At 65.5% G+C, this 20,787-nt stretch carries 19 protein-coding genes and 1 pseudogene; 9 read left to right on the plus strand and 11 right to left on the minus strand.

Features of this window, described 5'->3' with window-relative positions:
• Positions 1-8: 8 nt before the first annotated feature.
• Entirely contained in the window at positions 9-344 is a 336-nt protein-coding gene (gene flgJ, locus DY468_RS01260) for a flagellar assembly peptidoglycan hydrolase FlgJ (RefSeq protein ID WP_164601625.1), read from the minus strand.
• Positions 344-1,465 (minus strand): flagellar basal body P-ring protein FlgI, encoded by a 1,122-nt coding sequence (locus DY468_RS01265; RefSeq protein WP_164601627.1) that lies wholly within the window; start codon positions 1,463-1,465, stop codon positions 344-346. The genes flgJ and DY468_RS01265 overlap by 1 nt, the downstream gene beginning before the upstream one ends.
• 299 nt (positions 1,466-1,764) lie before the next feature.
• Between DY468_RS01265 and DY468_RS01270 the strand changes: the two genes are divergently transcribed.
• Positions 1,765-2,175: a flagellar assembly protein FliX gene (locus tag DY468_RS01270; RefSeq protein ID WP_164601629.1), complete on the plus strand. Its 411-nt coding sequence runs from the start codon at positions 1,765-1,767 to the stop codon at positions 2,173-2,175.
• A gap of 139 nt (positions 2,176-2,314) precedes the next feature.
• A complete protein-coding gene (gene dksA / locus DY468_RS01275) occupies positions 2,315-2,725 on the plus strand; it encodes an RNA polymerase-binding protein DksA (RefSeq protein WP_164601631.1) in 411 nt (136 codons plus the stop codon).
• A 122-nt stretch (positions 2,726-2,847) separates the two neighbouring features.
• Here the strand turns inward: dksA and DY468_RS01280 are convergent, their stop codons facing one another.
• Both DY468_RS01280 and DY468_RS01285 read right to left on the minus strand, forming a co-directional pair.
• Positions 2,848-3,129, minus strand: coding sequence for a DUF3551 domain-containing protein (locus tag DY468_RS01280; protein WP_164601633.1), 282 nt, complete (start codon positions 3,127-3,129; stop codon positions 2,848-2,850).
• 196 nt (positions 3,130-3,325) lie between these two features.
• A complete protein-coding gene (locus DY468_RS01285) occupies positions 3,326-3,889 on the minus strand; it encodes a TetR family transcriptional regulator (RefSeq protein ID WP_164601635.1) in 564 nt (187 codons plus the stop codon).
• 140 nt (positions 3,890-4,029) lie between these two features.
• On the opposite strand from DY468_RS01285, the gene DY468_RS01290 reads away from it, so the two are divergent.
• Both DY468_RS01290 and DY468_RS01295 read left to right on the plus strand, forming a co-directional pair.
• The gene (locus DY468_RS01290) at positions 4,030-5,226 is read left to right on the plus strand and encodes an efflux RND transporter periplasmic adaptor subunit (protein WP_164601637.1); all 1,197 of its coding nucleotides are present in this window, start codon (positions 4,030-4,032) and stop codon (positions 5,224-5,226) included.
• A gap of 12 nt (positions 5,227-5,238) precedes the next feature.
• A complete protein-coding gene (locus DY468_RS01295) occupies positions 5,239-8,355 on the plus strand; it encodes a multidrug efflux RND transporter permease subunit (RefSeq protein ID WP_164601639.1) in 3,117 nt (1,038 codons plus the stop codon).
• A 213-nt stretch (positions 8,356-8,568) separates the two neighbouring features.
• Here DY468_RS01295 and flgH read toward each other — a convergent pair whose 3' ends face one another.
• The 4 genes from flgH to flgF are packed head-to-tail and all read right to left on the minus strand — an operon-like array spanning position 8,569 to position 11,939.
• Positions 8,569-9,327 carry a flagellar basal body L-ring protein FlgH gene (flgH, locus tag DY468_RS01300; protein ID WP_164601641.1) on the minus strand — a complete coding sequence of 253 codons (759 nt, stop codon included), beginning with the start codon at positions 9,325-9,327 and terminating at the stop codon, positions 8,569-8,571.
• A gap of 5 nt (positions 9,328-9,332) precedes the next feature.
• Positions 9,333-10,364, minus strand: coding sequence for a flagellar basal body P-ring formation chaperone FlgA (flgA, locus tag DY468_RS01305; RefSeq protein ID WP_164601643.1), 1,032 nt, complete (start codon positions 10,362-10,364; stop codon positions 9,333-9,335).
• A 12-nt stretch (positions 10,365-10,376) separates the two neighbouring features.
• Positions 10,377-11,165 carry a flagellar basal-body rod protein FlgG gene (gene flgG / locus DY468_RS01310; RefSeq protein WP_164601645.1) on the minus strand — a complete coding sequence of 263 codons (789 nt, stop codon included), beginning with the start codon at positions 11,163-11,165 and terminating at the stop codon, positions 10,377-10,379.
• Positions 11,166-11,177: 12 nt separating this feature from the next.
• Positions 11,178-11,939 carry a flagellar basal-body rod protein FlgF gene (gene flgF, locus DY468_RS01315; RefSeq protein ID WP_164601647.1) on the minus strand — a complete coding sequence of 254 codons (762 nt, stop codon included), beginning with the start codon at positions 11,937-11,939 and terminating at the stop codon, positions 11,178-11,180.
• Positions 11,940-12,304: 365 nt separating this feature from the next.
• On the opposite strand from flgF, the gene fliL reads away from it, so the two are divergent.
• From fliL to DY468_RS01335, 4 genes are read left to right on the plus strand one after another with little or no spacing between them, the layout of a single operon-like run.
• Entirely contained in the window at positions 12,305-12,808 is a 504-nt protein-coding gene (gene fliL / locus DY468_RS01320; protein ID WP_164601649.1) for a flagellar basal body-associated protein FliL, read from the plus strand.
• 7 nt (positions 12,809-12,815) lie between these two features.
• On the plus strand, positions 12,816-14,018 hold the full coding sequence (gene fliM, locus DY468_RS01325; protein ID WP_164601651.1) for a flagellar motor switch protein FliM: 1,203 nt from the start codon (positions 12,816-12,818) through the stop codon (positions 14,016-14,018).
• Positions 14,015-14,440, plus strand: coding sequence for a DUF6468 domain-containing protein (locus DY468_RS01330; protein WP_164601653.1), 426 nt, complete (start codon positions 14,015-14,017; stop codon positions 14,438-14,440). Before fliM ends, DY468_RS01330 begins: the two co-directional genes overlap by 4 nt.
• Entirely contained in the window at positions 14,437-15,198 is a 762-nt protein-coding gene (locus tag DY468_RS01335) for a MotE family protein (protein ID WP_164601655.1), read from the plus strand. Before DY468_RS01330 ends, DY468_RS01335 begins: the two co-directional genes overlap by 4 nt.
• 23 nt (positions 15,199-15,221) lie before the next feature.
• Here the strand turns inward: DY468_RS01335 and DY468_RS01340 are convergent, their stop codons facing one another.
• Positions 15,222-15,551, minus strand: coding sequence for a hypothetical protein (locus DY468_RS01340; RefSeq protein ID WP_164601670.1), 330 nt, complete (start codon positions 15,549-15,551; stop codon positions 15,222-15,224).
• A gap of 466 nt (positions 15,552-16,017) precedes the next feature.
• On the opposite strand from DY468_RS01340, the gene DY468_RS01345 reads away from it, so the two are divergent.
• Positions 16,018-19,722 (plus strand): tetratricopeptide repeat protein, encoded by a 3,705-nt coding sequence (locus DY468_RS01345; RefSeq protein WP_164601657.1) that lies wholly within the window; start codon positions 16,018-16,020, stop codon positions 19,720-19,722.
• A gap of 76 nt (positions 19,723-19,798) precedes the next feature.
• Here the strand turns inward: DY468_RS01345 and fliP are convergent, their stop codons facing one another.
• Both fliP and DY468_RS01355 read right to left on the minus strand, forming a co-directional pair.
• Entirely contained in the window at positions 19,799-20,563 is a 765-nt protein-coding gene (gene fliP, locus DY468_RS01350) for a flagellar type III secretion system pore protein FliP (protein WP_164601659.1), read from the minus strand.
• Positions 20,560-20,787: pseudogene (locus DY468_RS01355) on the minus strand (flagellar biosynthetic protein FliO); the annotation flags it as partial. The gene fliP and the pseudogene DY468_RS01355, both read right to left, overlap by 4 nt.

Raw genomic sequence — 20,787 nt, forward strand, 5'->3', positions numbered from 1 at the left:
TTGCGGGTTCAGGAGCGCGCGGCCTGTTGCAGGATCAGCGAGCGGTAGACGTCGCTGGCGATGCCGATGCCGCCGGCCTTGGCGATCATCTGCGAATGCTGTTCGGTCAACATCGAGCGCCAGACGCCGGTTCCGACGGTGTCGCCGAACGGTCCGTCGCCTTTCAGGCCGACCGTCATCTGCGAGAACATGGTGTTGATGAACATCGCCTCGAAGTCGCGGGCGTTGGCCTGCGCCTTTTGCTGGACCTTGGCCGGCACTTTCGACAGCGCTTCGGCGAGCGCGAAGTCGGGACGACCGTTGTAGGTCGGAAGGGTGGGGCCGTAGGTGGTGGCGGTTGTCATCACATCACCTCGATGTCGGCTTCAATGGCGCCGGCAGCCTTGATCGCCTGCAGGATGCCGATCAGGTCGCGCGGGCCGATGCCCAGGCTGTTGAGGCCGTCGACGAGCTGCTGCAACGACACCCCATCCTTGACCACCGCGAGCTTCTTGCCGTCCTGTGTCACCGATACGCGGGTGTTGGGCGTGACGACGGTATTGCCGTTCGCCAGTGGTCCGGGCTGGCTGACCTGCGGGCTTTCGGAGATCGACACCGTCAGGTTGCCTTGGGCGACCGCCACGGTGGCCACACGGACGTCGCGCCCCATCACGATAATGCCGCTGCGCTCGTCGATCACAATCTTGGCAGCCTGATCGGGCTCGACCTGCAACTGTTCGATTTCGGTCAGCAGCGCTACGGCGTTGCCTTTGAACTCGGCCGGGATCGAGAGCTGGACGGTGGAAGGGTCGAGCGGTTCGGCGCATTTGGTGCCGAGATAGTCGTTGACCGCGGCGGCGATCCGCTTGGCGGTTGTGAAGTCGGCGTTACGCAGTGCCAGCCGCACGTTCGGCAGCCGGTTCAGGGCGAATTCGATCTCACGCTCGATGATCGCGCCATTGGCGATCCGTCCCACGGTCGGAACACCCTGGGTGATGCTGGCCGCGGCGCCGGCAGCCTGGAAGCCGCCGATCGCCAGCGAGCCCTGCGCGACGGCGTAAACGTTGCCGTCGGCGCCGAGCAGGGGGGTGACCAGCAGGGTGCCGCCCTGCAGGTTTTTGGCGTCGCCGAGCGCCGAGACGGTGACGTCCATCCGGGTGCCCTGGGTGGCGAACGGGGGCAGATTACCGGTCACCATCACGGCGGCAACGTTGCCGGTACGGATGGTGGCGCCGCGGATATTGACGCCCATCCGCTCCAGCATCGCCTGCAGCGATTGCTTGGTGAAGGGGATGTTGTTGAGGGTGTCGCCGGTTCCGTTGAGGCCGACCACCAGGCCGTAGCCGATCAACTGGTTCTGGCGAATGCCTTCGATATTGGCGAGGTCTTTGATTCGCGAAGTCGCGTTCGCCGCCACGCCGGTCAGCAGCAGCGCGCACAGCACCACCGATGCCAGCTTCAGAATTCGGGTGGTGGGACGCGGCATTCACGGCTCCTGTCGATCCGCCGACGGCTGTCGCCGACGACGTGGGTCAGCCATTCCTTGCCAGTCCTGTGCCACTCCGCAAATCGGCGCAACTTGTTGATTGTACGGGGGTAAGTTCCACTGGCCAGAGCCGGCCCCGGGTTCCCGCCGCGCCGAAACTGCCGTCATCGGCAATTCTTGCCGGGTCGTTTACTCGCCGTTAACCATAAACCGGTTTGCTGTGGGTCGGGGGCCTCAGCCCTGTTGCCGCCCTGGGTGTAAGCTGTTTCGCGGCGAGCCTGGACACGGCGAGAGAAACGATGCGCATTTACGGTCCGAACGGCACCACCACATCGACCGGCTCCGGCACTGTCCGGCGCGCCGGGTCGAGCACGTTCTCGCTACCCAGCGCCCCGACGCCGCAGGAGGCCAAACCGGTCAGCGCCCCGCGCCCGCCGGCCGCCCTCGATGCGTTGTTGGCGATGCAGGGCGTCGAGGATGCCACCGAGCGGCGCAAGCGGTCGGTGAAGCGCGGCCGGACCGCGCTGGACGCGCTCGACGATCTGAAGATCGGGCTGTTGTCCGGTTCGCTTGACGCCGCCACGGTGGCGCGGTTGCGGGCCGCCGCCGCTGAGCTGAAGGACTCCTCCGGCGATCCGGGCCTCGATGCGGTGCTGGCGGAGATCGAGTTACGGGTCGAGGTCGAGCTGGCCAAGGCCGGCCAAGGCTGAGCCCTCCCTGTCCTGTTCCCCAGCTATTCCGCCGTTCCACTGTGAACGCTGCGGTCGATATTGTCTGTCACAACTCAGCGCTATATAAGCTGCCGCGCAGGCGGGGTGTTTACCGCCTGATGTGGATCATGGATTGCCCTTGGACAAGTTGAAAGACTATCGACCATCCGAGAAAGAGCCGTTCATGAACGAGCGGCAGCGCGAGTATTTTCGCGCCAAATTGTTAGCTTGGAAGGACGAGATCCTGCGTGAAGCCAAACTCACGCTCCAGGCACTACAGGAAGAGAACGTCAATCATCCCGACTTGGCCGATCGCGCCTCTTCCGAAACCGACCGCGCTATTGAGCTGCGCGCTCGCGACCGTCAACGCAAGCTGATCGCCAAGATCGACGCAGCGCTGCAGCGGATCGAAGACAACACCTACGGCTATTGCGAAGAAACCGGCGAGCCGATTTCTTTGAAGCGGCTCGAAGCGCGCCCGATCGCGACGCTCTCGGTCGAAGCCCAGGAGCGCCACGAGAAGCGCGAAAAGGTGTATCGCGACGAATAGGCGGGTCGCCTGATCGAAGTTTTACGGCGTCGTTTCCAACCGGAAGCGGCGCCGTCGTTTTTGGTAACTGCTGGGATGTCCTGTCCAGGCTCTGCAGCAGGATGGTCGCCTGGGGCGGTGCCTCAGTGCCGGCGATGCCGGAGCTTCCGCGTCGGAGGCGGAACGTCCTGCGGTTCGGAGAGCTGCTGACGCGCACTGAACGCGACGACGGGATTGATGTCGCAATACGCCCGGGTGCCGGAAGCCGTCACCATACACTGCTGGTAGGAGTCGAACTGGCAGTTGCCGGGATACCCCCATTCGCCGCCCTGCAGGCAGTAAGGGAAATCACGGGCCGAGGCCGGAGCCGCCGCCAGGGTGAGAATGGTCGCTGCCGCGAATACCGCGGCGCCGGTCTTGGTCATCTGGTCTCTCCATTGGGCCCGACTGTCCGACGCAAGGAATCATCGAGCGCCGGCGAACGTAGCGTTCCCCGGTCGCGATACAACTACGATCGCGGGATGCCGTCGATGCGCCGGATCATGTCTGCCGATGTCTATGCAAGCGAGTTGTGATCGGCCGTGATGTGCCGTGTTCACAACCTGCGTCACGACCTGCGGCTCAGTCCTTTCGCGTCATCGCAACGAGACGCGCCAGCAGCTTCTTGCGGTCCATCCGCAGGTCGGGGGCGAGGTGGGTGAGATCGGCGAGCCAGGCACCGTCGGCGGCGAGCCGGACGATCTCCAGTGCGGGCGCAGAGTCGGTCTTCTTGTGGTTGGTCAGCCGCGTCCGCATCCAGATCGACCAGCGCGGTCGCAGTACTGGATCGGTCATCATCGATACCGCCAGCGCGCCGCCGCACTGGTTGTCGTCCTGGTCGCTGAGGTTGAAGGTCGCCCGGACATAGGCGCGGGTGAAGCAGCCGTAGCTGGAATGGTCGTCCTGCATCGCCTCGTCGATCGCGGAACCGAAGATGTCGAGCTGGGCGTCGAATACGGCCTCGATCAATCTCTCCTTGGTCGGGAAGTGATGGAACAGCCCTCCCTTGGTGACGCCGGCGGCCGCGGCGACGGCTTGGACCGTAACCGCCTGCAGGCCGCGCTCCAGCGCCAGATTGGCCGCACAGTCGATCAGAGCGCGGCGGACGACTTCCGGTTGTTTCTTTCGCTCATAGGCGCTGCTCATCGCGGCGAGAGACTTTCGATGTGACGTTCGGATGAATCTACACGGGGGGAGGTTGTTATTGTCAATGATCTAATATACCAACCGGCCGGTATCTTTGAGCGGTTGCGATATGGCTGGGGGGCGCGCGACCGCGCCGAGCGATGGTGATCTGCGTGACAACGAAGACAAGGGCCGCCCTCCGGGCCGCATGCGCGTTTGGTGTGGTGGTGAGTCTGGCCGGCTGTGGTGACGGTAAACAGGCCGGGGCCGACCAGCAAACACCGCCGGTGGCGGTGAGTGTAGTTGCGGTTGCGCCGGAAACGTTGCGCATCGTCAGCGATCTGCCCGGCCGCATCGCGCCCACCCGGATCGCCGAAGTGCGACCGCGCGTTTCCGGCATCATCGTCGAGCGGGTGTTCAAGCAGGGGACTGTCGTCCAGCAGGGCGACGTGCTTTACCGGCTCGATCCGGCTCCATTCCAGGTTCGTGTCGCCAGCGCCAAGGCAGCGCTGCAGCGGGCGGTGGCGACGCGCACGCTCGCGGCACAGCAGGCCGAGCGTCAGACCCGGCTGAAGGATCGCGACGTCACCACCGGCCAACTCTACGACAAGGCGGTCGCCGAACTGGCGCAGGCTGAGGCGGACGAGGCTTCGGCGCGCGCCGGTCTGCAGGCTGCCGAGCTTGATCTGCAATACACCGAGGTGCGTGCGCCGATTACCGGCCGGATCGGGCGCGCGCTGATCACCGAGGGCGCGCTGTTCACCGTCGGCGGCAGCGAGAGTCTGGCGACGATTCAGCAGCTCGATCCGGTCTATGCGGACTTCACCCAGTCGGCCAACGAATTGCTGGAGCTCAAACACGCCGCGCAGCGCTCGGCGAAGCCGGGCGATGCGATCGAAGCCGAGGTTCGCCTGCGCTTCGACAACGGGACGAACTACGCCTATCGCGGCCGGCTACTGTTCTCCGAAGCCTCGGTCGACGCCACCACCGGGCAGGTGACGCTGCGCGGCGAGTTTCCCAATCCCGACGGCGATCTATTGCCGGGCATGTACGTGCGGGTGCTGCTCGTGCAGGGCGAGCAGGCCAATGTGCTGGCCGTGCCCGACCGCGCGCTACGCCGCGATCCCGGCGGGCAGGCACAGCTCTATGTCGTTTCTGCCGACCGTAAGGCCGAATTGCGCCCGGTGACGCCGTCGCGACTACTCGACGGCCGCTGGATCATCGCCAGCGGATTGAAGGCCGGCGATGCGGTGATCGTGCAGGGCTTCCAGGCGCTGTCGCCAGGTGCTTCGGTCGATCCGAAGCCGTGGCCGCACGCGGCGGCTGGCACGACCAGCGCCGCCTCGCAGGCAAAGTGAGGCTCTGCGGTCATGCCCGATTTCTTCATCGCGCGGCCGGTGTTCGCATGGGTCGTCGCCATCTTCATCATGATCGCCGGCGCGCTGGCGATTCCATTCCTGCCGGTCGCGCAATATCCCAACATCGCGCCAGCCAAGATCTCCGTCACTGCCAACTATCCGGGCGCTTCGTCGGAGGAGATCTATCAGGGCGTCGTCCGGCTGATCGAGGATCAACTCGCCGGCATCCCCGGCCTGATGTATTTCGAGTCGACTACCGACGCGACCGGCCAGATCTCGATCGAGGTATCGTTTCAGCCCGGAACGTCGCTGGCCCAAGCCACGGTAGACGTGCAGAACCGCATCCGGCGCGTCGAGTCACGGCTGCCGAGCGCGGTGACTCAGCGTGGTATCCTGGTGGACGAAGCCTCCAGCACCTTCCTGATGTTCATCTCGTTGCAGACCACCGACGGCTCGCTGGATAGCGTTGCGGTCGGCGACTACATCACCCGGCACATCATCAGCGACATCCGCCGGGTCGAGGGGGTCGGCAAGGCGCAGTTGTTCGGCACTCAGCGGTCGATGCGGGTGTGGATCGATCCGGACAAGCTGTTCGGTGTCGGCCTGACCGTCAGCGATGTGTCGGCGGCGATCGCCGCGCAAAACGCGCAGGTCGCGGCGGGACGGATTGGCGCGATGCCCAACCCGGTCTCGCAGGAGGTCACCGCGCCGGTGCTGGTCAAGGGCCAGCTCGGCACGCCGGAGGAATTCGGCGCCATTGTATTGCGCGCCAATCGCGATGGTTCGTCGGTGCGGCTGCGCGACGTCGCGCGGGTCGAGGTCGGCGGCGAGGACTACAATTCCGAGAGCCGGCTGAACGGTCAGCCGGCCGCCTCGATCGGCGTCCAACTCTCGGCGACCGCCAATGCACTCTCCACCTCCCGGGCCGTCACCGCCAAGATGAAGGAGCTGTCGCAGTTCTTTCCCAAGGGCATGACCTACGAGATTCCCTACGACACGACGCCGTTCATCAAGGCGTCGATCGAGAAGGTGCTGTACACGCTCGCCGAGGCGATCGCGCTGGTGTTCGTGGTGATGTTCCTGTTTCTGCAGAACATCCGCTACACTCTGATTCCGACCCTGGTGGTGCCGATCGCGTTGCTCGGCACCTGCGCGGTGATGTACGCCACCGGCTTCTCCATCAATGTGCTGACGATGTTCGCGATGGTGCTGGCGATCGGCATCCTGGTCGACGACGCCATCGTGGTGGTCGAAAACGTCGAACGCCTGATGGCGACCGAGGGGTTGTCGCCCCGCCAGGCGACCATCAAGGCGATGAAGCAGATCAAGGGCGCGATCGTCGGCATTACGTTGGTGTTGACGGCGGTGTTTCTGCCGATGGCGTTCTTTCCGGGTGCAGTCGGGATCATCTATCGCCAGTTCAGTCTGACGATGGTGGTCTCTATTCTATTCTCCAGCTTCCTGGCGCTGACTCTCACACCGGCGCTGTGCGCCACCTTCCTCAAGCCGGTGCCGGACGATCACCATGAGAAGGGCGGCTTCTTCGGCTGGTTCAACCGCAGTTTCGCGCGCGTCTCCGGCCGGTATCGCAATGGCGTCCGTTGGGCGACCGGGCGGACCGGGCGCTTGATGGCTGTGTATCTGGCGCTGCTCGCCGGCCTCGGCTGGGCTTACTTGCGGCTGCCGGCGGCGTTTCTGCCGACCGAGGATCAGGGCTATCTGATCGTCGATATGCAGGCGCCGACCGAAGCGACGCAGACCCGTGCGATGACCTCGGTCGAGCAGGCCGAGCGCGTCTTCCTCGCCGATCCCAGCGTGTCGCAGGTGTTCACCGTCGTCGGCTTCAGCTTCTCCGGCAATTCGCAAAGCGCCGCTGTGGCATTCGTCACGCTGAAGGATTGGAGCGAACGCCGCCACGACAGCGCGGCGGCAATCGCGCGGCGCGCCAATGTCGAACTGGCGAAAATCGGCGATGCCGCCGTGATGGCGTTCGAGCCGCCGCCGATCGACGGTCTCGGAAACTTCACCGGCTTCACTTTCCGGCTGCAAGATCGCGGTGGTCGCGGCAGCGCGGCGCTCGACGATGCGGCGACGCGGCTGACCGCTGCCGGTGCGGCCAGTCCGCTGCTCACCGGTGTGCGCGTCGAGGGCCTGGCCAATTCGGCTCAGCTTCATCTGGTGATCGACCGCGAGAAGGCGAACACACTCGGCGTATCGTTCGCCGACATCAACGCCACGATCACGGGCAGCCTCGGTTCGGCTTACGTCAACGACTTCCCCAACGCAGGCCGGATGCAGCGCGTGACGATCCAAGCGCAGGATGACCGCCGGATGCATGCGGACGATTTGCTCAAGCTGAACGTCCGCAACGCCGCAGGCGGCATGGTGCCGCTGTCGTCCTTCGCGCGCACCGAATGGTCGAAGGGGCCAATCCAGGTGATCGGCTTCAACGGCTATCCGTCGGTGCGCTTCGCAGGCGATGCGACACCGGGCCACTCGTCGGGGGAGGCGATCGCCGAGATGGAGCGGCTCGCCAAGCAATTGCCGCGTGGCTTCGGTTTCGAATGGGCTGGGCAGTCGCTGCAGGAAATCCAGTCCGGCAATCAGGCGCCGTTCCTGCTCGGGCTCAGTGTGCTGTTCGTGTTTCTGCTGCTGGCGGCGCTGTATGAGAGCTGGTCGATCCCGCTGTCGGTGATGCTGGTGGTGCCTCTCGGTATCATCGGTGCGCTGCTGGCGGTGATGCTGCGCGACATGCCGAACGACATCTACTTCAAGGTCGGCCTGATCGCGATCATCGGCCTGTCCGCCAAGAACGCGATCCTGATCGTCGAATTCGCCAAGGACCTGCACGCCGACGGCAGGTCGCTGCGCGAAGCCGCGATCGAGGCGGCGGCAGTGCGCTTTCGCCCGATCATCATGACGTCGCTCGCCTTCATCCTTGGCGTGACGCCGCTGGCGTTCGCGACCGGCGTCAGCGCCGGCAGCCAGAACGCGATCGGCACCGGCGTGTTTGGCGGCATGCTATCCGCCACCGTGCTGGCGGTGCTGTTCGTGCCGGTGTTCTATGTCTTCGTGCTGCGCCGGGTGGAGCGGCGGAAGGCTGCGGCTGGCCAGGACGGGGCGGGGTAGGGCAAGTCGTCGCCGGCGGCGATCGTGTGGCCGTGATGGGAAAAGCGCCAGTCCGGGCATGACCGGAGGCATCGCGAGGAAGATGCGGCTGCGCCGCCTCGAAACGACCGCGGCCTCCGTCCGGAGGGAGAGCCGGACGGAGGCCGCGTTGGAACACCTGACCGCGCCTAGGTTCGCGGCCGGGTGTGGGAGCTCGTTGTCAGGTCATGACGGTCAGAACGGGAGCAGTACGTCCATCACCTGTTGGCCGTAGCGCGGCTGCTGCACGTCGGTGATCTGGCCGCGGCCGCCATAGGCGATGCGGGCCTGGGCGATCTTGCTGCTGTCGATGGTGTTGTCGCTCTGGATGTCTTCAGGCCGCACGATGCCGGCGACGATCAGTTCGCGGATCTCGAAATTGACCCGGATCTCCTGCTTGCCCTCGACCACCAGATTGCCGTTCGGCAGCACCTGCGTCACCACCGCGGCGACGTTGGTCTGCAGCGCTTCCTGGCGTTGCACCGAGCCCTTGCCGTCGGTCGAGGAGGTCGAGTCGGTGGTGAGGATGCGGCCGGGCAGCACTGCGGTCGCCGGCGTCGTGATCGTCTTGCTGCCGATGAAATCGGTAATGCCGGAATCTTCCTTGCTGGACCGGCTGCGCTGGGTCTCGTTGGCGATGTTGGCCTTGTCGGTGAAGTTCACCGTCACGGTGAGAATGTCGCCGATCTTGGCGGCGCGCTGGTCCTTGAAGAATGCGCGGCTGCCGTTCCGCCACAGCGAGTTGGCGTTGTAGGACGCCACCTCCGGCTTCGGCATCGGCATCTGCACCGGCTTGTAGCCGGGCTGCGTGGTCGGGTTCTCGATCGGGGTGAGCGCCGGCCGTTCGCCGATCGCGGCGAGACGATCGATCGAGGAGCAGCCGCCGGCGAGACCGCCGGTCGCGACCAACGCGACGACCAGAACGATGCGTTGCAGCGGCACTGACTTCGACATGAACTTTACTCGGGTTTGGTCGCGCTGGCGACGAGGCGCGGAGAGATGACGGTGATGGCGACCTGGCCGCGGCCGATGACAGTGCCGGTGATGGTGCGCTTGGATTGCAGGTTGAGCACACTGACGACGTCGCCCTCGGCGCCGGTGTCGAGCGCCTTGCCGCGCGCAGTGAGATACAAGCCGGCGGCACGGTAGATCAGCGTGACGCCCTGATCGCGCACCACGAGGTCCGGCTTGGCGAGGTCGGCGCTGCGCAACACTTGGCCGCCGCGCAGCGTCTGGCGGACCTGCATGCCGATCGCAGCATCGTGCGAGACCGCGTCGGAGGCGACTTCGCTCTTCGGCCGGCGCTCGGTTGCAATGTCGGATGCCTTGATCACGTCGTTACGCTGCACCGGTCGCGTCAGCACCGTGGCCATTACGGTTTCGATCGCGGTGCCGGTGACGCGCATCCGCGCCGGTGCGGTGCTTTGTCCGCCGGAGATCTCGTAGCTGATGTCGAACCGGCCGCTGCGCAGGTCGAACCGCTCGCTGACAAGCTGCAGTGCGCCGGCATAGATAGCCGGCAGCGTCTTGGTTTCTACGTCGCGGTCGAAGCTCACCGTGATGTCTTCGGCCTCGCCGAGATTGTGGCGCTGCTGCAGGGTGCGGATCACCTGCTGCTCGATTTCCTTCGCCGCCAGCGTGCGCGCCAGCCGGGTCACGGTGATCTCGGAAATGTCGCGGGTGTCGACACCGATCACCTGATGGGCGCGCAGCGCGGCGAGCACGGTGGCGGTCGGCAGCGCGCCGGTGGTGCCGAGATCGGGCGAGCGATAGATCGCGATGTCGGCTGCCGGCCCGGCATTGTCGATCACGTCGCCGATCCGCACCAGCTCGCCTGTGACTTCGACGTGAGGCCGCAGCACCGGCGTTTTCAGGACTTCGCTCGGCTTCAATTCGGCGGCCGGTTGGGCCTGCGGAACGGCGGTCTGGCCGGAGGCGGTCACACCGGCGGCAGCAACGAAGCTGGCCGCGAGCAGGAGAGTGCGGATCATCTGACGCCTCCCTCAGCGGAACATGTTGGAGGTGGACTGCAGCATCTGGTCGGCGGCGCTGACCACCTTGGCGTTCATCTCGTAGGCGCGCTGCGCCGAGATCAGGTCCGAGATTTCGGTCACCGCTTCGACGTTGGCCTGTTCCAGAGTCTTCTGCATGATGTCGCCGAGGCCGTCGGCGGTGGCGATGCCGTCCTGCGGCGTGCCCGAGGCCGGGGTTTCGACGAACAGATTGTCGCCCTGCGGCTGCAGGCCGGCCTTGTTGATGAACCGCGTCAGGCCGATCTGGCCGAGCACGGTCGGCGTCGTCGAGCCGGAGACCGTCACCGACACCTGGCCGTTGGGGGCGACGGTGATGCTGGTCGCGCCGTTCGGAATCGTGATGGTGGGCTGCACCGGGTTGCCGCCGGCGGTGACGATGCGGCCGGTGTTGTCGGTGGTGAACGAGCCGTCGCGGGTATAGGCGAACGTGCCGTCCGGCATCTGAATCTTGAAGAAGCCTTCGCCGCGCACCGCCATGTCGAGGTCGTTGCCGGTCGGCGACAGCGTGCCCTGGGTCATCAGTCGCGGCGTGCCGACGGTCTTGACGCCGCCGCCGATATCGACACCGACCGGCAGGATCGTGCCCTGGTCGGACGCCTGCGCGCCGACGCGACGGACGTGATCGTAGATCAGGTCCTGAAACTGCGCCGTCTGCTTCTTGAAGCCGGTCGTCCGCATGTTGGCGATGTTGTTGGAGATCACCTGGACGTTGAGCTCCTGGGCCGCCATCCCGGTCGCTGCGGTGTAGAGTGCGCGCATCGTCAGTCTCCGTTAGGCCGGCACTTCGGCAAGCCGCTCGATCGCAGTCTTCCGCAGCTCGCTCTCTTGCTGCAGCATCGCCGAGATCTGGGTGTAGGTGCGGGTGACGTCGATCATTCGCGTCATTTCCATCACCGAGTTGACGTTCGACTTCTCGACGTAACCCTGGCGCAGCATGGATTTGATGTCCGGCGTGCCCTGGTCCGAGGTCGCCGCGAACAGATTGCCGCCTTCCTTGATCAGGCTCTGCGGTCGGTCGAACGACACCACCCGCAGCTTGCCGCGCAGCGAGTCGATGATCGAGGTGCCTTCCAGCACGCTGACGCGGCCGTCCGGCGAGATCGACACTTCCTTGTCGGTCGGCTGCAGCACGATCGGGCCGCCGGTGCCGAGCACCGGGTAGCCGGAGCCGTTAACGAGTTGGCCCTGAGCGTTGATCTTCAGCGAGCCGTCGCGGGTGAAGCGCTCGCCCTGCGGCGTCTGCACCACCAGGAAGCCCTTGCCGTCGATCGCGACGTCGAGCGGGTTCTTGGTCTGCTCCAGCGGACCGGTGGACAGGTCATGGTAGGTGGCGCGGTCCTGCACGAAGCTGACGCGCCGGTCCGGCCGCGCGAAGTTGTCTTCGTGCGCGCGGGTGTTCAGAAACTCCTGAAACATCGACCGCTCGGCCTTGAAGCCGGTGGTGCTGATGTTGGCGAGGTTGTTCGCGACGACATCCATCTGCCGTTCGAGCACGACCTGCCGTGACAGTCCGACGAGAAGAGCATTCTCCATCGGTGGTTCTCCCTTCAATGACCCGCCGCCAAGCCCTCCCAGACCGGTGACGGATCGTGCGAACCGCAGGTGCTCTCCCAAGCGTGCGGTTCGCCGAATACCTTGCGAACCCCGTGCCAAGACGGAAAGTTTCGCTATTTCAATTGCTTGATCATTTTCGAAGGGGCGCCAGGGCGGCAATAAAGGACTTGTTGACCATACCGGCCGGCAAATTCTTCCTAGCTGGGGACGCTTGGAAAGGTTCCGTTAACCATTGCACCATAGCGTCGTGTCATCAGAGCCTTGGGCGCTGGCGGCGTTAGTCTCGCGTTTACGGTTCGCCTCGGCTGCGGCTCGCATTTTTTGGGATACGGGCGATTCGGCCGATGGCGGACGCAGAGAAACCGGAAGAAGGCGCGGAAGCCGGTGAAGGCGGAGCGCCGAAGAGCAAGAAGAAGCTGATCATCATCATCGCCGCGGCGGCCGTGCTGTTGCTCGGCGGTGGCGGCGGCGCCTATTTCTTCCTGTTCGCCGGCCACGGCGAAGACGCCCATCAGGCCGAAGCCGCCAAGGAAGTTAAGCCGCCGAACTTCGTCGAAGTGCCGGAGATCATGGTCAACCTCGCGGGCCAGCCGGGCGAGCGGGTGCAATATCTGAAGGCCAAGGTCGTGCTCGAAGTGAAGGACGAGAAGGTGGCCGAGCAGATCAAGCCGAACATGCCGCGGATCACCGACCTGTTTCAGACGTACTTGCGCGAGCTGCGCTCTGGCGACCTCAACGGCTCGGTGGGGATGTTTCGGATGAAGGAGGAGCTGACCCGGCGCGTGAACCTGGCGGTCGCGCCCGCGCAGGTGTCGGCGGTGTTGTTCAAGGAAGTACTGGTGCAGTGAGCTGAGCATGGCCGGGCAGGACCAACTCGACCAGGACGCAATTGCCGCCCAATGGGAAGCCTCCATGGCGTCGGAGGATCCCGAGGCCGCGGCAAAGGCGGCAGCGGAGAACGAACTCACCGGGACGATGGCGGAACAATGGGCCGCCATGGTCGAGGATGGCGGCCGCGATCTGTCCGGCGGCAAGAACGGCGGCGAGCGGGTGCTGTCGCAGGAGGAGATCGACAACCTCCTCGGCTTCAGCGTCGGCGAGGTGCATCTCGACGAGAATTCCGGCATCCGCGCGATCATCGACTCGGCGATGGTCTCCTACGAGCGTCTGCCGATGCTCGAAATCGTGTTCGACCGCCTGGTGCGGTTGATGACGACGAGCTTGCGCAATTTCACCTCCGACAACGTCGAAGTCTCGCTCGACCGCATCACCTCGGTCCGGTTCGGCGACTACATGAACTCGATCCCGCTGCCGGCGGTGCTGTGCGTGTTCAAGGCCGAGGAGTGGCAGAACTTCGGGCTCGCCACCGTCGACTCCAGTCTGATCTATTCGATGATCGACGTGCTGCTCGGCGGCCGTCGCGGCCAGGCCGCGCTGCGGATCGAGGGCCGGCCCTACACCACGATCGAAACCAATCTGGTGAAGCGGCTGCTCGAAGTGGTGCTGGCCGACGCCGAGCAGGCGTTCCGGCCGTTGTCGCCGGTATCGTTCTCGATCGACCGGCTCGAGACCAATCCGCGCTTCGCCGCGATCAGCCGTCCCGCCAACGCCGCGATCCTGGTCCGCCTGCACATCGACATGGAAGACCGCGGCGGCAATATCGAGCTGCTGCTGCCTTACGCCACGATCGAACCGATCCGCGGCGTGTTGATGCAGATGTTCATGGGCGAAAAATTCGGCCGTGATCAGGTCTGGGAAGGTCACCTGGCCACCGAGATCGTACAGGCAGATATTTCGGTCGATGCGGTGCTGTACGAAGCGGAGCTGCCGCTGCGGCAATTGATGGCGCTGCAGGTCGGCGACACGCTGCCGCTCGAACTCAGTGCCGACGCCACCGTGGCGGTTCGATGCGGCAATGTCACCTTGACCGAGGGCCGAATGGGCCGGGTCGGCGACCGCGTCGCGATCCGCGTCACCAAACCGTTGCGCAGGCCGCTGACGACCTACGCGATGTTCGAGCGCACCGACGAGCAGAGCAAAATGATGGAGGCACAATGAGCCACACGTTCGCAATCGTGATCGAAAGTCTGGTCGCCGTGCTGCTGCTCGTCACCGTCGCGTATTGCTGGCTGCTCAACAAGCGGCTGCTGCGGCTGAAGGCCGACGAAGCGTCGCTGAAGGCGACGATCGGTGAACTGATCACCGTTACGGAAATCGCCGAACGCGCGATCGGCGGTCTCAAGCTGACGGTGCGCGAGGTCAACGAAAATCTCGGACGCGACATCGCCGCGGCGTCGGCGCTGTCCGATCAGCTCAAAAAGCAGCTCGGCGAAGGTGACAACGTCCTGCGGCGGCTGTCGAAGATCGTTGCGGCGGCGCGGCCGAGCGGCGAGCCGCAGCCGGTGTCGGCGGCTCAGGCCAATGCGGCGGCTGCGCAGGCTTTCGCGGAACGTAGGCGGCAAAGCGGTTTGGCTGCATGAATGCATTCCGGGACATTCGCATCCTGCCGGTGGTGCTGGTCGCGATCTTCGGCCTCGCGGTTCTGAAGATCGCCGGACTGGTGCTCGATGGCGGCTACGTGTTCGATTACGATCCGAACGCGACCAAGCCGTCATGGGCCCAGGAGAACCTGAACTTCCCCGGACGGAAGCCGATCGATCCCGACATCACCGGCTCGGTACATGGCGAGCCGAAGAAGAAGGAAGAACCCAAGCCCGAGGTTGCGGCGCCGGAACAGACCAAGCCGGCCGAGACCGAGCCGGAGACGCCGCCGATCTCGGCAGCCGAGCGGGCCATTCTGGAGCGGCTGCAGGCGCGTCGCCAGGAACTCGACGCCCGTGCGCGCGAAGTCGAAATTCGCGAGAGCCTGCTCAAGGCGGCCGAGAAGCGGATCGAATCCAAGGTCCAGGAGATGAAGACGACCGAGGGCCAGATCGGCAAGGCGACCGAGGAAAAGTCGGAGGCCGAGGCGGCGCGCTTCAAGGGTATCGTCACCATGTACGAGGCGATGAAGCCGAAGGACGCCGCGAAGATCTTCGACCGGCTGGAAATGCCGGTGCTGATCGAGATCGCCACCCAGATCGCGCCGCGCAAGATGTCCGACATCCTCGGTCTGATGTCGGCCGAAGCCGCCGAGAAACTCACCGTCGAAATGGCGCGACGCGCCACAGGCAAGGCTTCCGTCGCTTCGACCGTGGTGCTGCCGAAGATCGAAGGACGTCCGACGCCGCGGCCTTGACGGGCGCGACGCGTCTTGCCGAACTACCCGCAGATCCGCGTCAGCACCGCCTTGAAGCAGAGCGAGGGGGCCTCGGCGGCGATGCCATCGACTTGCGCATAGTCGCCGATCGTCGAGCCGTGGAAATCGATGCGGACCTCGTCGACACCGAAGACCGATTGGATGGACGGATCGACGGTATGTCTGCGCGCCGTGATGGTGCCTTGGATCGTGTGGCCGCTCTGCTCGAACACTCCGATATAGGCGAACGCCGAGCTGCCGCCGTGCAGCTTGCCGTCGGAAGCGAACAGCACACCGACCGCCTTGCGGCGTGGCGTCTCGAATTCAACCTTGTAGAGCCCCTTCAACATCATGATGTGGTCGACCGGCTGGAGATTGCGGGACGCGTCTGTCGGTTCGCGAGACGTCGGCGAACGGCGATCCGGAGCTTCGACATGCAGCATGGCAGCCGAGTCGATGGACAACGGTCTCGCGCAGCAAGACGCGGCGAGTATGGTCATGGAATTGAGAGTTCGGATGGTTGCATTCTCCGCCCAGGTAATACTACCAAGAGCGTGTCTGTTCCGACAATCTAAATCTGTGATTGTGAAGGCGGCGGTGATCCGACCGAGCGGATAGGGTGCCGAGCTCTGTGGTCCGGCACCGCCGTCCGCGAAGGTTAAACCACCGTTAACAGCTTGTATGTCCTAGTGAAGCGAGGCTGCGGTTCTGCGCGCTTCCGCCGCGCCCGATCGCATGCTCGGAGTGTGTATGGATAGCGAGCGGCGAAGCCGCTCAGAATCGGCCGACGGCAGGGTCGTCGACCGAAAGACACGACGGATGGCGCGAATGGCTGCCGCTGGAGTTTGGTCACAGGCGCTGGTCGGGCGCGTCGCAAGGCTCTGCCTTGCGCTCGCGCTGCTGATCGCAGCCGTGCTGACCGCACAACCGGCGGCCGCGCAGGTTCGCGGCGAGGCCAGTTTCGAAGCGAAGGGCGGTTACGGCCGGCTGCAGCTCAAGCTCGCCGAGGACGTCGAGTCCGATGTTGCGACCGCCGGCCTGATCGTGGTGATCCGCTTCAAGCGGCCGGTCGATATCTCGGTCGACAAGCTCGCCGATTCCGCACCCGGCTACATTGGTTCGGCGCGCGTCGATCCTGACGGCTACGCGATCCGTCTGGCGCTGACGCGCAAGCTCGGCGTCAACGCGATAGCGGCCGGTGAGCGGCTGTTCGTCGATCTGCTGCCGGAGACTTGGACCGGGGCGCCGCCGGGGTTGCCGCCTGACGTGGTCAAAGAACTCGCCGAACGCGCCCGCGCGGCAGAGCGTGCGTTGCGGGCGCAGCGCGCTGCCGTGGAAGTGAAAAAGCGTCCGCCGATCCGGGTGCGGACCTCGGTGCAGCCGACCTTCGTGCGCTACGTGTTCGAAGTGCCGTCCGATGTACGCGTGTCGTCGACGCTGACCGATCGCAAGCTCAGCGTGCAGTTCAACACGCCGCTGATGTTCGATCTCGCCGACGCCCAGCTGGCATCGCCGCCGAGCGTCGCCTCGATCGCCCAGGCGATCAACGGCGGCAATTCCTCGGTCGACTTCTCGCTGATCGGCGGCGCCGACGTGCATTCGTTCCGCGAGGAAAAGAACTTCATCATCGACGTCGGCTTCCAGCCAACCGGCACCGACGGGCCACAGACGATGGGGCCGTCGGCGCTGAAACTGCCTGAGGCCGCCAAGCTGGATCCGAAGGCGCTGCAGGCCGAGATCTTGAAGCAGGACGCCCAGCCGGAAAGTGGCCGCAAGTCGGACAGCAAGGACGCGGGGCATCAAGCGGACGCTCATCCGGCGCCGGTCATTGCGGAAGCCAAGACGATGAAGCCGGCGAGTCCTGCCGGCCCCCAGCCTGCGCCGGCTCCGTCCGTTGCCGCGCCGTCGCCGTCAGCGGCAGGCCCCGCGGCAACGCCGTCGCCGGCCGGGCCGCCGGCCAAGGACAGCCAGGTCGACGCGACGTCCGCACCCGCGGCGCCGAGCATCGCTCCGCCGCAGACCGCTCCTGCCGCGGTTCCGCCCGTCGCCGCCGAACCGGCGGTGGCGCTCAAACCCGTTGCGTCGACCATCGCCCGTCCGGTGGACGTGCAGATGCGCACCGATGGCCTGCATCTGAATTTTGCCTTCGCTGCGCCGACGCCGGTGGCACTGTTCCGCCGCGGCGACATCCTGTGGCTGGTGCTCGACAACACCGCCCCGTTCGATCTGTCGGCGATCCGGCGCGAAGGCAGCGCCGTGGTCGCCGATGCCAGCAGGGTGACGCTGGCCAATGGCCAGGCGATCCGCATCCGGCTCAACCGGCCGCAGATCGCGACGCTCGGCGAAGAGGACGGCTCCGGCCGAAGCTGGTCGGTGACGCTCGCCGACGCCGGCCGCTCCGCGTCGCGACCGCTCACTGCGGTCCGCAATATCTCCGATCCGGGACGCGCCAGCGTTTCGGTGGCGCTGCCGGCGCTCGGCCAGGTGCAGCATCTCGTCGATCCCGACGCCGGCGATACGCTCACAGTAGTGACGGCGCTGCCGCCGCCGCGAGGCTTCATCAAGCGGCAGAATTTCGTCGAGTTCAGCCTGCTGGAATCGATCCACGGCGTGGTGATCGATCTGAAGTCCGACGATGTCCGTGTCGAGACCACCGCCGATGCGGTGGTGCTGACGCGGCCCGGCGGGCTGACTCTGTCGTCGGCGCCGGAGAGCAACGGCGATGCGAGCGCCGAGCGGCCGTTCTTCGACGTCCGGCAGTGGGAGAAGGATCAGACCGGCAGCTTCAACGAAGCACTCGATGCCCGCCTGAAAGCGTCCTCTGTCGCCGGCGGTGACGACAAGCTGCCGGCCCGGCTCGATCTGGCGCGGTTCTACATGGCGCGCGGACTGTATCAGGAGGCCAAGGGCGTACTCGACCTGGCGCTGTCGGCCAGCAAGCCCGGGCAAGAGGACCCCGCGGCGATGATGGGGCATGCCGCCGCCAGCGCGCTGATGTGGCGACCCGATCAGACGCTGAAGGACGTCGCCAATCCGGCGATCGCCTCGACCTACGACGCGCAGATGTGGAAGGGCGTGGCGCTGGCGCGGCAGGGCAAGTGGCCGGAAGCGCGCGAGAAGCTGAAGAGCGTGCAGTTCGCCGTCACCGCGCTGCCGCTCGACATCCAGCGCGCGGTGCTCGCCGCTGCGATGCGCGCATCGCTCGAGGTGCGGGACTACGCCGGGGCCGCCAAGCTGAGCAGCGATTTCGATCTGGTCGGCGTGTCGCCTGAGATCAAACCGCAGGTCGCGTTCATGCGCGGCTGGCTCGACGAAGCGCTCGGCCGCGAACCGGACGCGCTGAAGAAGTACAAGGACGCGATGGCCTCGACCGATCGGCAGGCTGCCGCCGAAGCGCGATTCCGCGACATCCTGCTGCGCATGAAACGCGACGAAATCACAGCGGCCGAGGCGTTGCCCGAGCTGGAGCGTTTGTCGGTCAATTGGCGCGGCGATCTGCTCGAAGTGAATACCCAGCAATTGCTGTCGAAGATGTACGCCGACGTCGGACGCTATCAGGACTCGCTGCAAGCGGCGCGGGTCGCGACCCAGCTCGCGCCGAATTCGGAGGCCGCCCGCAAGGCCCAGGACGATTCCCGCGCATTGTTCTCGGACATCTTCCTCGGCACCAAGGGAGACAGCCTGCCGCCGATCGAGGCGCTGGCGATGTTTTACGAGTATCGCGAACTGACACCGATCGGGCGCCGCGGCGACGAGATGATCCGCCGGCTCGCGGACAGGCTGGTTGCGGTCGATCTGCTCGATCAGGCCAGCGAACTGTTGCAGTACCAGGTCGACAAACGGCTCGAAGGCGCGGCGCGCGCCCAGGTCGCCGCCAAACTGGCGATGATCTATCTGATGAACCGCAAGCCGGACCGCGCGATCGCGGCGCTGCATTCGTCGCGGATCGCCGATCTGGCCGGCGAGCTGCGCCAGCAGCGGCTGCTGATCGAGGCTAGGGCGCAGAGCGACATCGGCCGGCACGATCTGGCGCTCGACATCATCAGCAACATCGGCGGACGTGAGGCGATCCGGCTGCGCTCCGACATCTATTGGGCGGCGCGGCGCTGGCGCGAATCCTCCGAGCAGATCGAGTTGTATCTCGCCGACCGCTGGAAGGACTTCACCCCGTTGTCGCCGGCGGAGAAGAGCGACGTCATTCGCGCGGTGGTCGGCTACGCGCTGGCCGAGGATTCGCTCGGGCTGGATCGCTTCCGCGAGAAGTTCTCGCCGCTGATGACAGATCCGGCCGATCGCGCTGCGTTCGATATCGCCAGCAAGCCGACGGCCGGCAACAGCGCCGCTTTCGCAGCGATCGCCAAGATGGCGGCCAGCGTCGACACGTTGGATGGCTTCCTGCGCGAGATGAAGCAACGCTTCCCCGACGCATCTGCCCGCGCCACTCCGCCCGGCGCCGACATGACCTCGACCGGATCGCTGCCTCGGGTCCCACCGAAGATCCGCGTCATCCAGACGACGCGGTAGAGGCAACGCGCTGGACGCGAACTATCGGCGCCTTGACCCGTGGAGAGCGGGCATGCGCAGCTTCGATGTGGGCGAACTACCCGCCGCCGGTGTAGCTCTGCACCAGGCTCCCGGCGACCAGCGACCAGCCGTCGACCAGCACGAAGAAGATCAGTTTGAACGGCAGTGACACCACCACAGGCGGCAGCATCATCATGCCCATCGACATCAGGATCGAGGCGACGACGAGGTCGATGATCAGGAACGGCAGGAACAGCAGAAAGCCGATCTCGAAGGCGCGTTTCAGCTCGGAGATCAGGAATGCCGGCATCAGGATGCGCAGCGACAGATCTTCCGGCGTCGCCGGCGGCGGCTCGCCCGACAGGTCGAGGAACAGCTTCAGATCCTTTTCGCGGACGTTCTTCTGCATGAAGATCCGCAGCGGTCCGGACGCCCGCACCAGCGCATCGTCGACGCCGATCTCGTTGGCGATCAGCGGCTTGATGCCGTCGTCGTAGGATTTCTGCAGCGTCGGACCCATCACGAAGGCGGTGAGGAACAGCGCCAGGGCGATGATCACGGAGTTCGGCGGCGCGGTGGCGGTGCCGAGCGCGGTGCGCAGCAGCGACAGCACCACGACTATCCGAGTGAACGACGTCATCATGATCAGAATCGACGGCGCGATCGACAGCACTGTCAGCAGCGCGATCAACTGGATCGCGCGCTCGGTGACGCCGGGGCTGTTGCCGCCGAGATTGATACTGATGTCTTGCGCCTGCGCAGGCGCGATCATCGCGAGCACCGCGACGATCAGGACCGAAAGACTGACGAGAACTCTACGCGGGCCGAACGAGGCGTTCACGTAGGCGACTTCGGGCGGCCGAGCAGTGCGGCCATCTCGTCTTCGAGACTCTCGAAGCCGGTTTTGCCGGGCGCTGGACCGCTGGCCGCTGCGGCCGGCTCGTCCGCGGCGGGTTCGGCGCTGCGTGGCGCAGGCTGGGTCGGCCGGGCCGGAGGCTCGGGCGCGACCGGCAATGCCGGCTCGCCCGGAGCGTTCGGCGGACGGCGCAGGGCAGCTTCAAGCCG

It is taken from the genome of Rhodopseudomonas sp. BR0M22, assembly GCF_010907035.1.
In the GTDB taxonomy this organism is placed as follows: Bacteria; Pseudomonadota; Alphaproteobacteria; order Rhizobiales; family Xanthobacteraceae; genus Rhodopseudomonas.

Bases quoted from the DNA above. Each gene is read 5' to 3' on its own strand.
- flgJ (WP_164601625.1), bottom strand. From the start codon at position 344: ATGACAACCGCCACCACCTACGGCCCCACCCTTCCGACCTACAACGGT.
- DY468_RS01265 (WP_164601627.1), bottom strand. From the start codon at position 1,465: ATGCCGCGTCCCACCACCCGAATTCTGAAGCTGGCATCGGTGGTGCTG.
- DY468_RS01270 (WP_164601629.1), top strand. From the start codon at position 1,765: ATGCGCATTTACGGTCCGAACGGCACCACCACATCGACCGGCTCCGGC.
- DY468_RS01280 (WP_164601633.1), bottom strand. From the start codon at position 3,129: ATGACCAAGACCGGCGCCGCGGTATTCGCGGCAGCGACCATTCTCACC.
- DY468_RS01285 (WP_164601635.1), bottom strand. From the start codon at position 3,889: ATGAGCAGCGCCTATGAGCGAAAGAAACAACCGGAAGTCGTCCGCCGC.
- DY468_RS01290 (WP_164601637.1), top strand. From the start codon at position 4,030: ATGGTGATCTGCGTGACAACGAAGACAAGGGCCGCCCTCCGGGCCGCA.
- DY468_RS01295 (WP_164601639.1), top strand. From the start codon at position 5,239: ATGCCCGATTTCTTCATCGCGCGGCCGGTGTTCGCATGGGTCGTCGCC.
- flgH (WP_164601641.1), bottom strand. From the start codon at position 9,327: ATGTCGAAGTCAGTGCCGCTGCAACGCATCGTTCTGGTCGTCGCGTTG.
- flgA (WP_164601643.1), bottom strand. From the start codon at position 10,364: ATGATCCGCACTCTCCTGCTCGCGGCCAGCTTCGTTGCTGCCGCCGGT.
- flgG (WP_164601645.1), bottom strand. From the start codon at position 11,165: ATGCGCGCACTCTACACCGCAGCGACCGGGATGGCGGCCCAGGAGCTC.
- flgF (WP_164601647.1), bottom strand. From the start codon at position 11,939: ATGGAGAATGCTCTTCTCGTCGGACTGTCACGGCAGGTCGTGCTCGAA.
- fliL (WP_164601649.1), top strand. From the start codon at position 12,305: ATGGCGGACGCAGAGAAACCGGAAGAAGGCGCGGAAGCCGGTGAAGGC.
- fliM (WP_164601651.1), top strand. From the start codon at position 12,816: ATGGCCGGGCAGGACCAACTCGACCAGGACGCAATTGCCGCCCAATGG.
- DY468_RS01330 (WP_164601653.1), top strand. From the start codon at position 14,015: ATGAGCCACACGTTCGCAATCGTGATCGAAAGTCTGGTCGCCGTGCTG.
- DY468_RS01335 (WP_164601655.1), top strand. From the start codon at position 14,437: ATGAATGCATTCCGGGACATTCGCATCCTGCCGGTGGTGCTGGTCGCG.
- DY468_RS01340 (WP_164601670.1), bottom strand. From the start codon at position 15,551: ATGATGTTGAAGGGGCTCTACAAGGTTGAATTCGAGACGCCACGCCGC.
- DY468_RS01345 (WP_164601657.1), top strand. From the start codon at position 16,018: ATGGCGCGAATGGCTGCCGCTGGAGTTTGGTCACAGGCGCTGGTCGGG.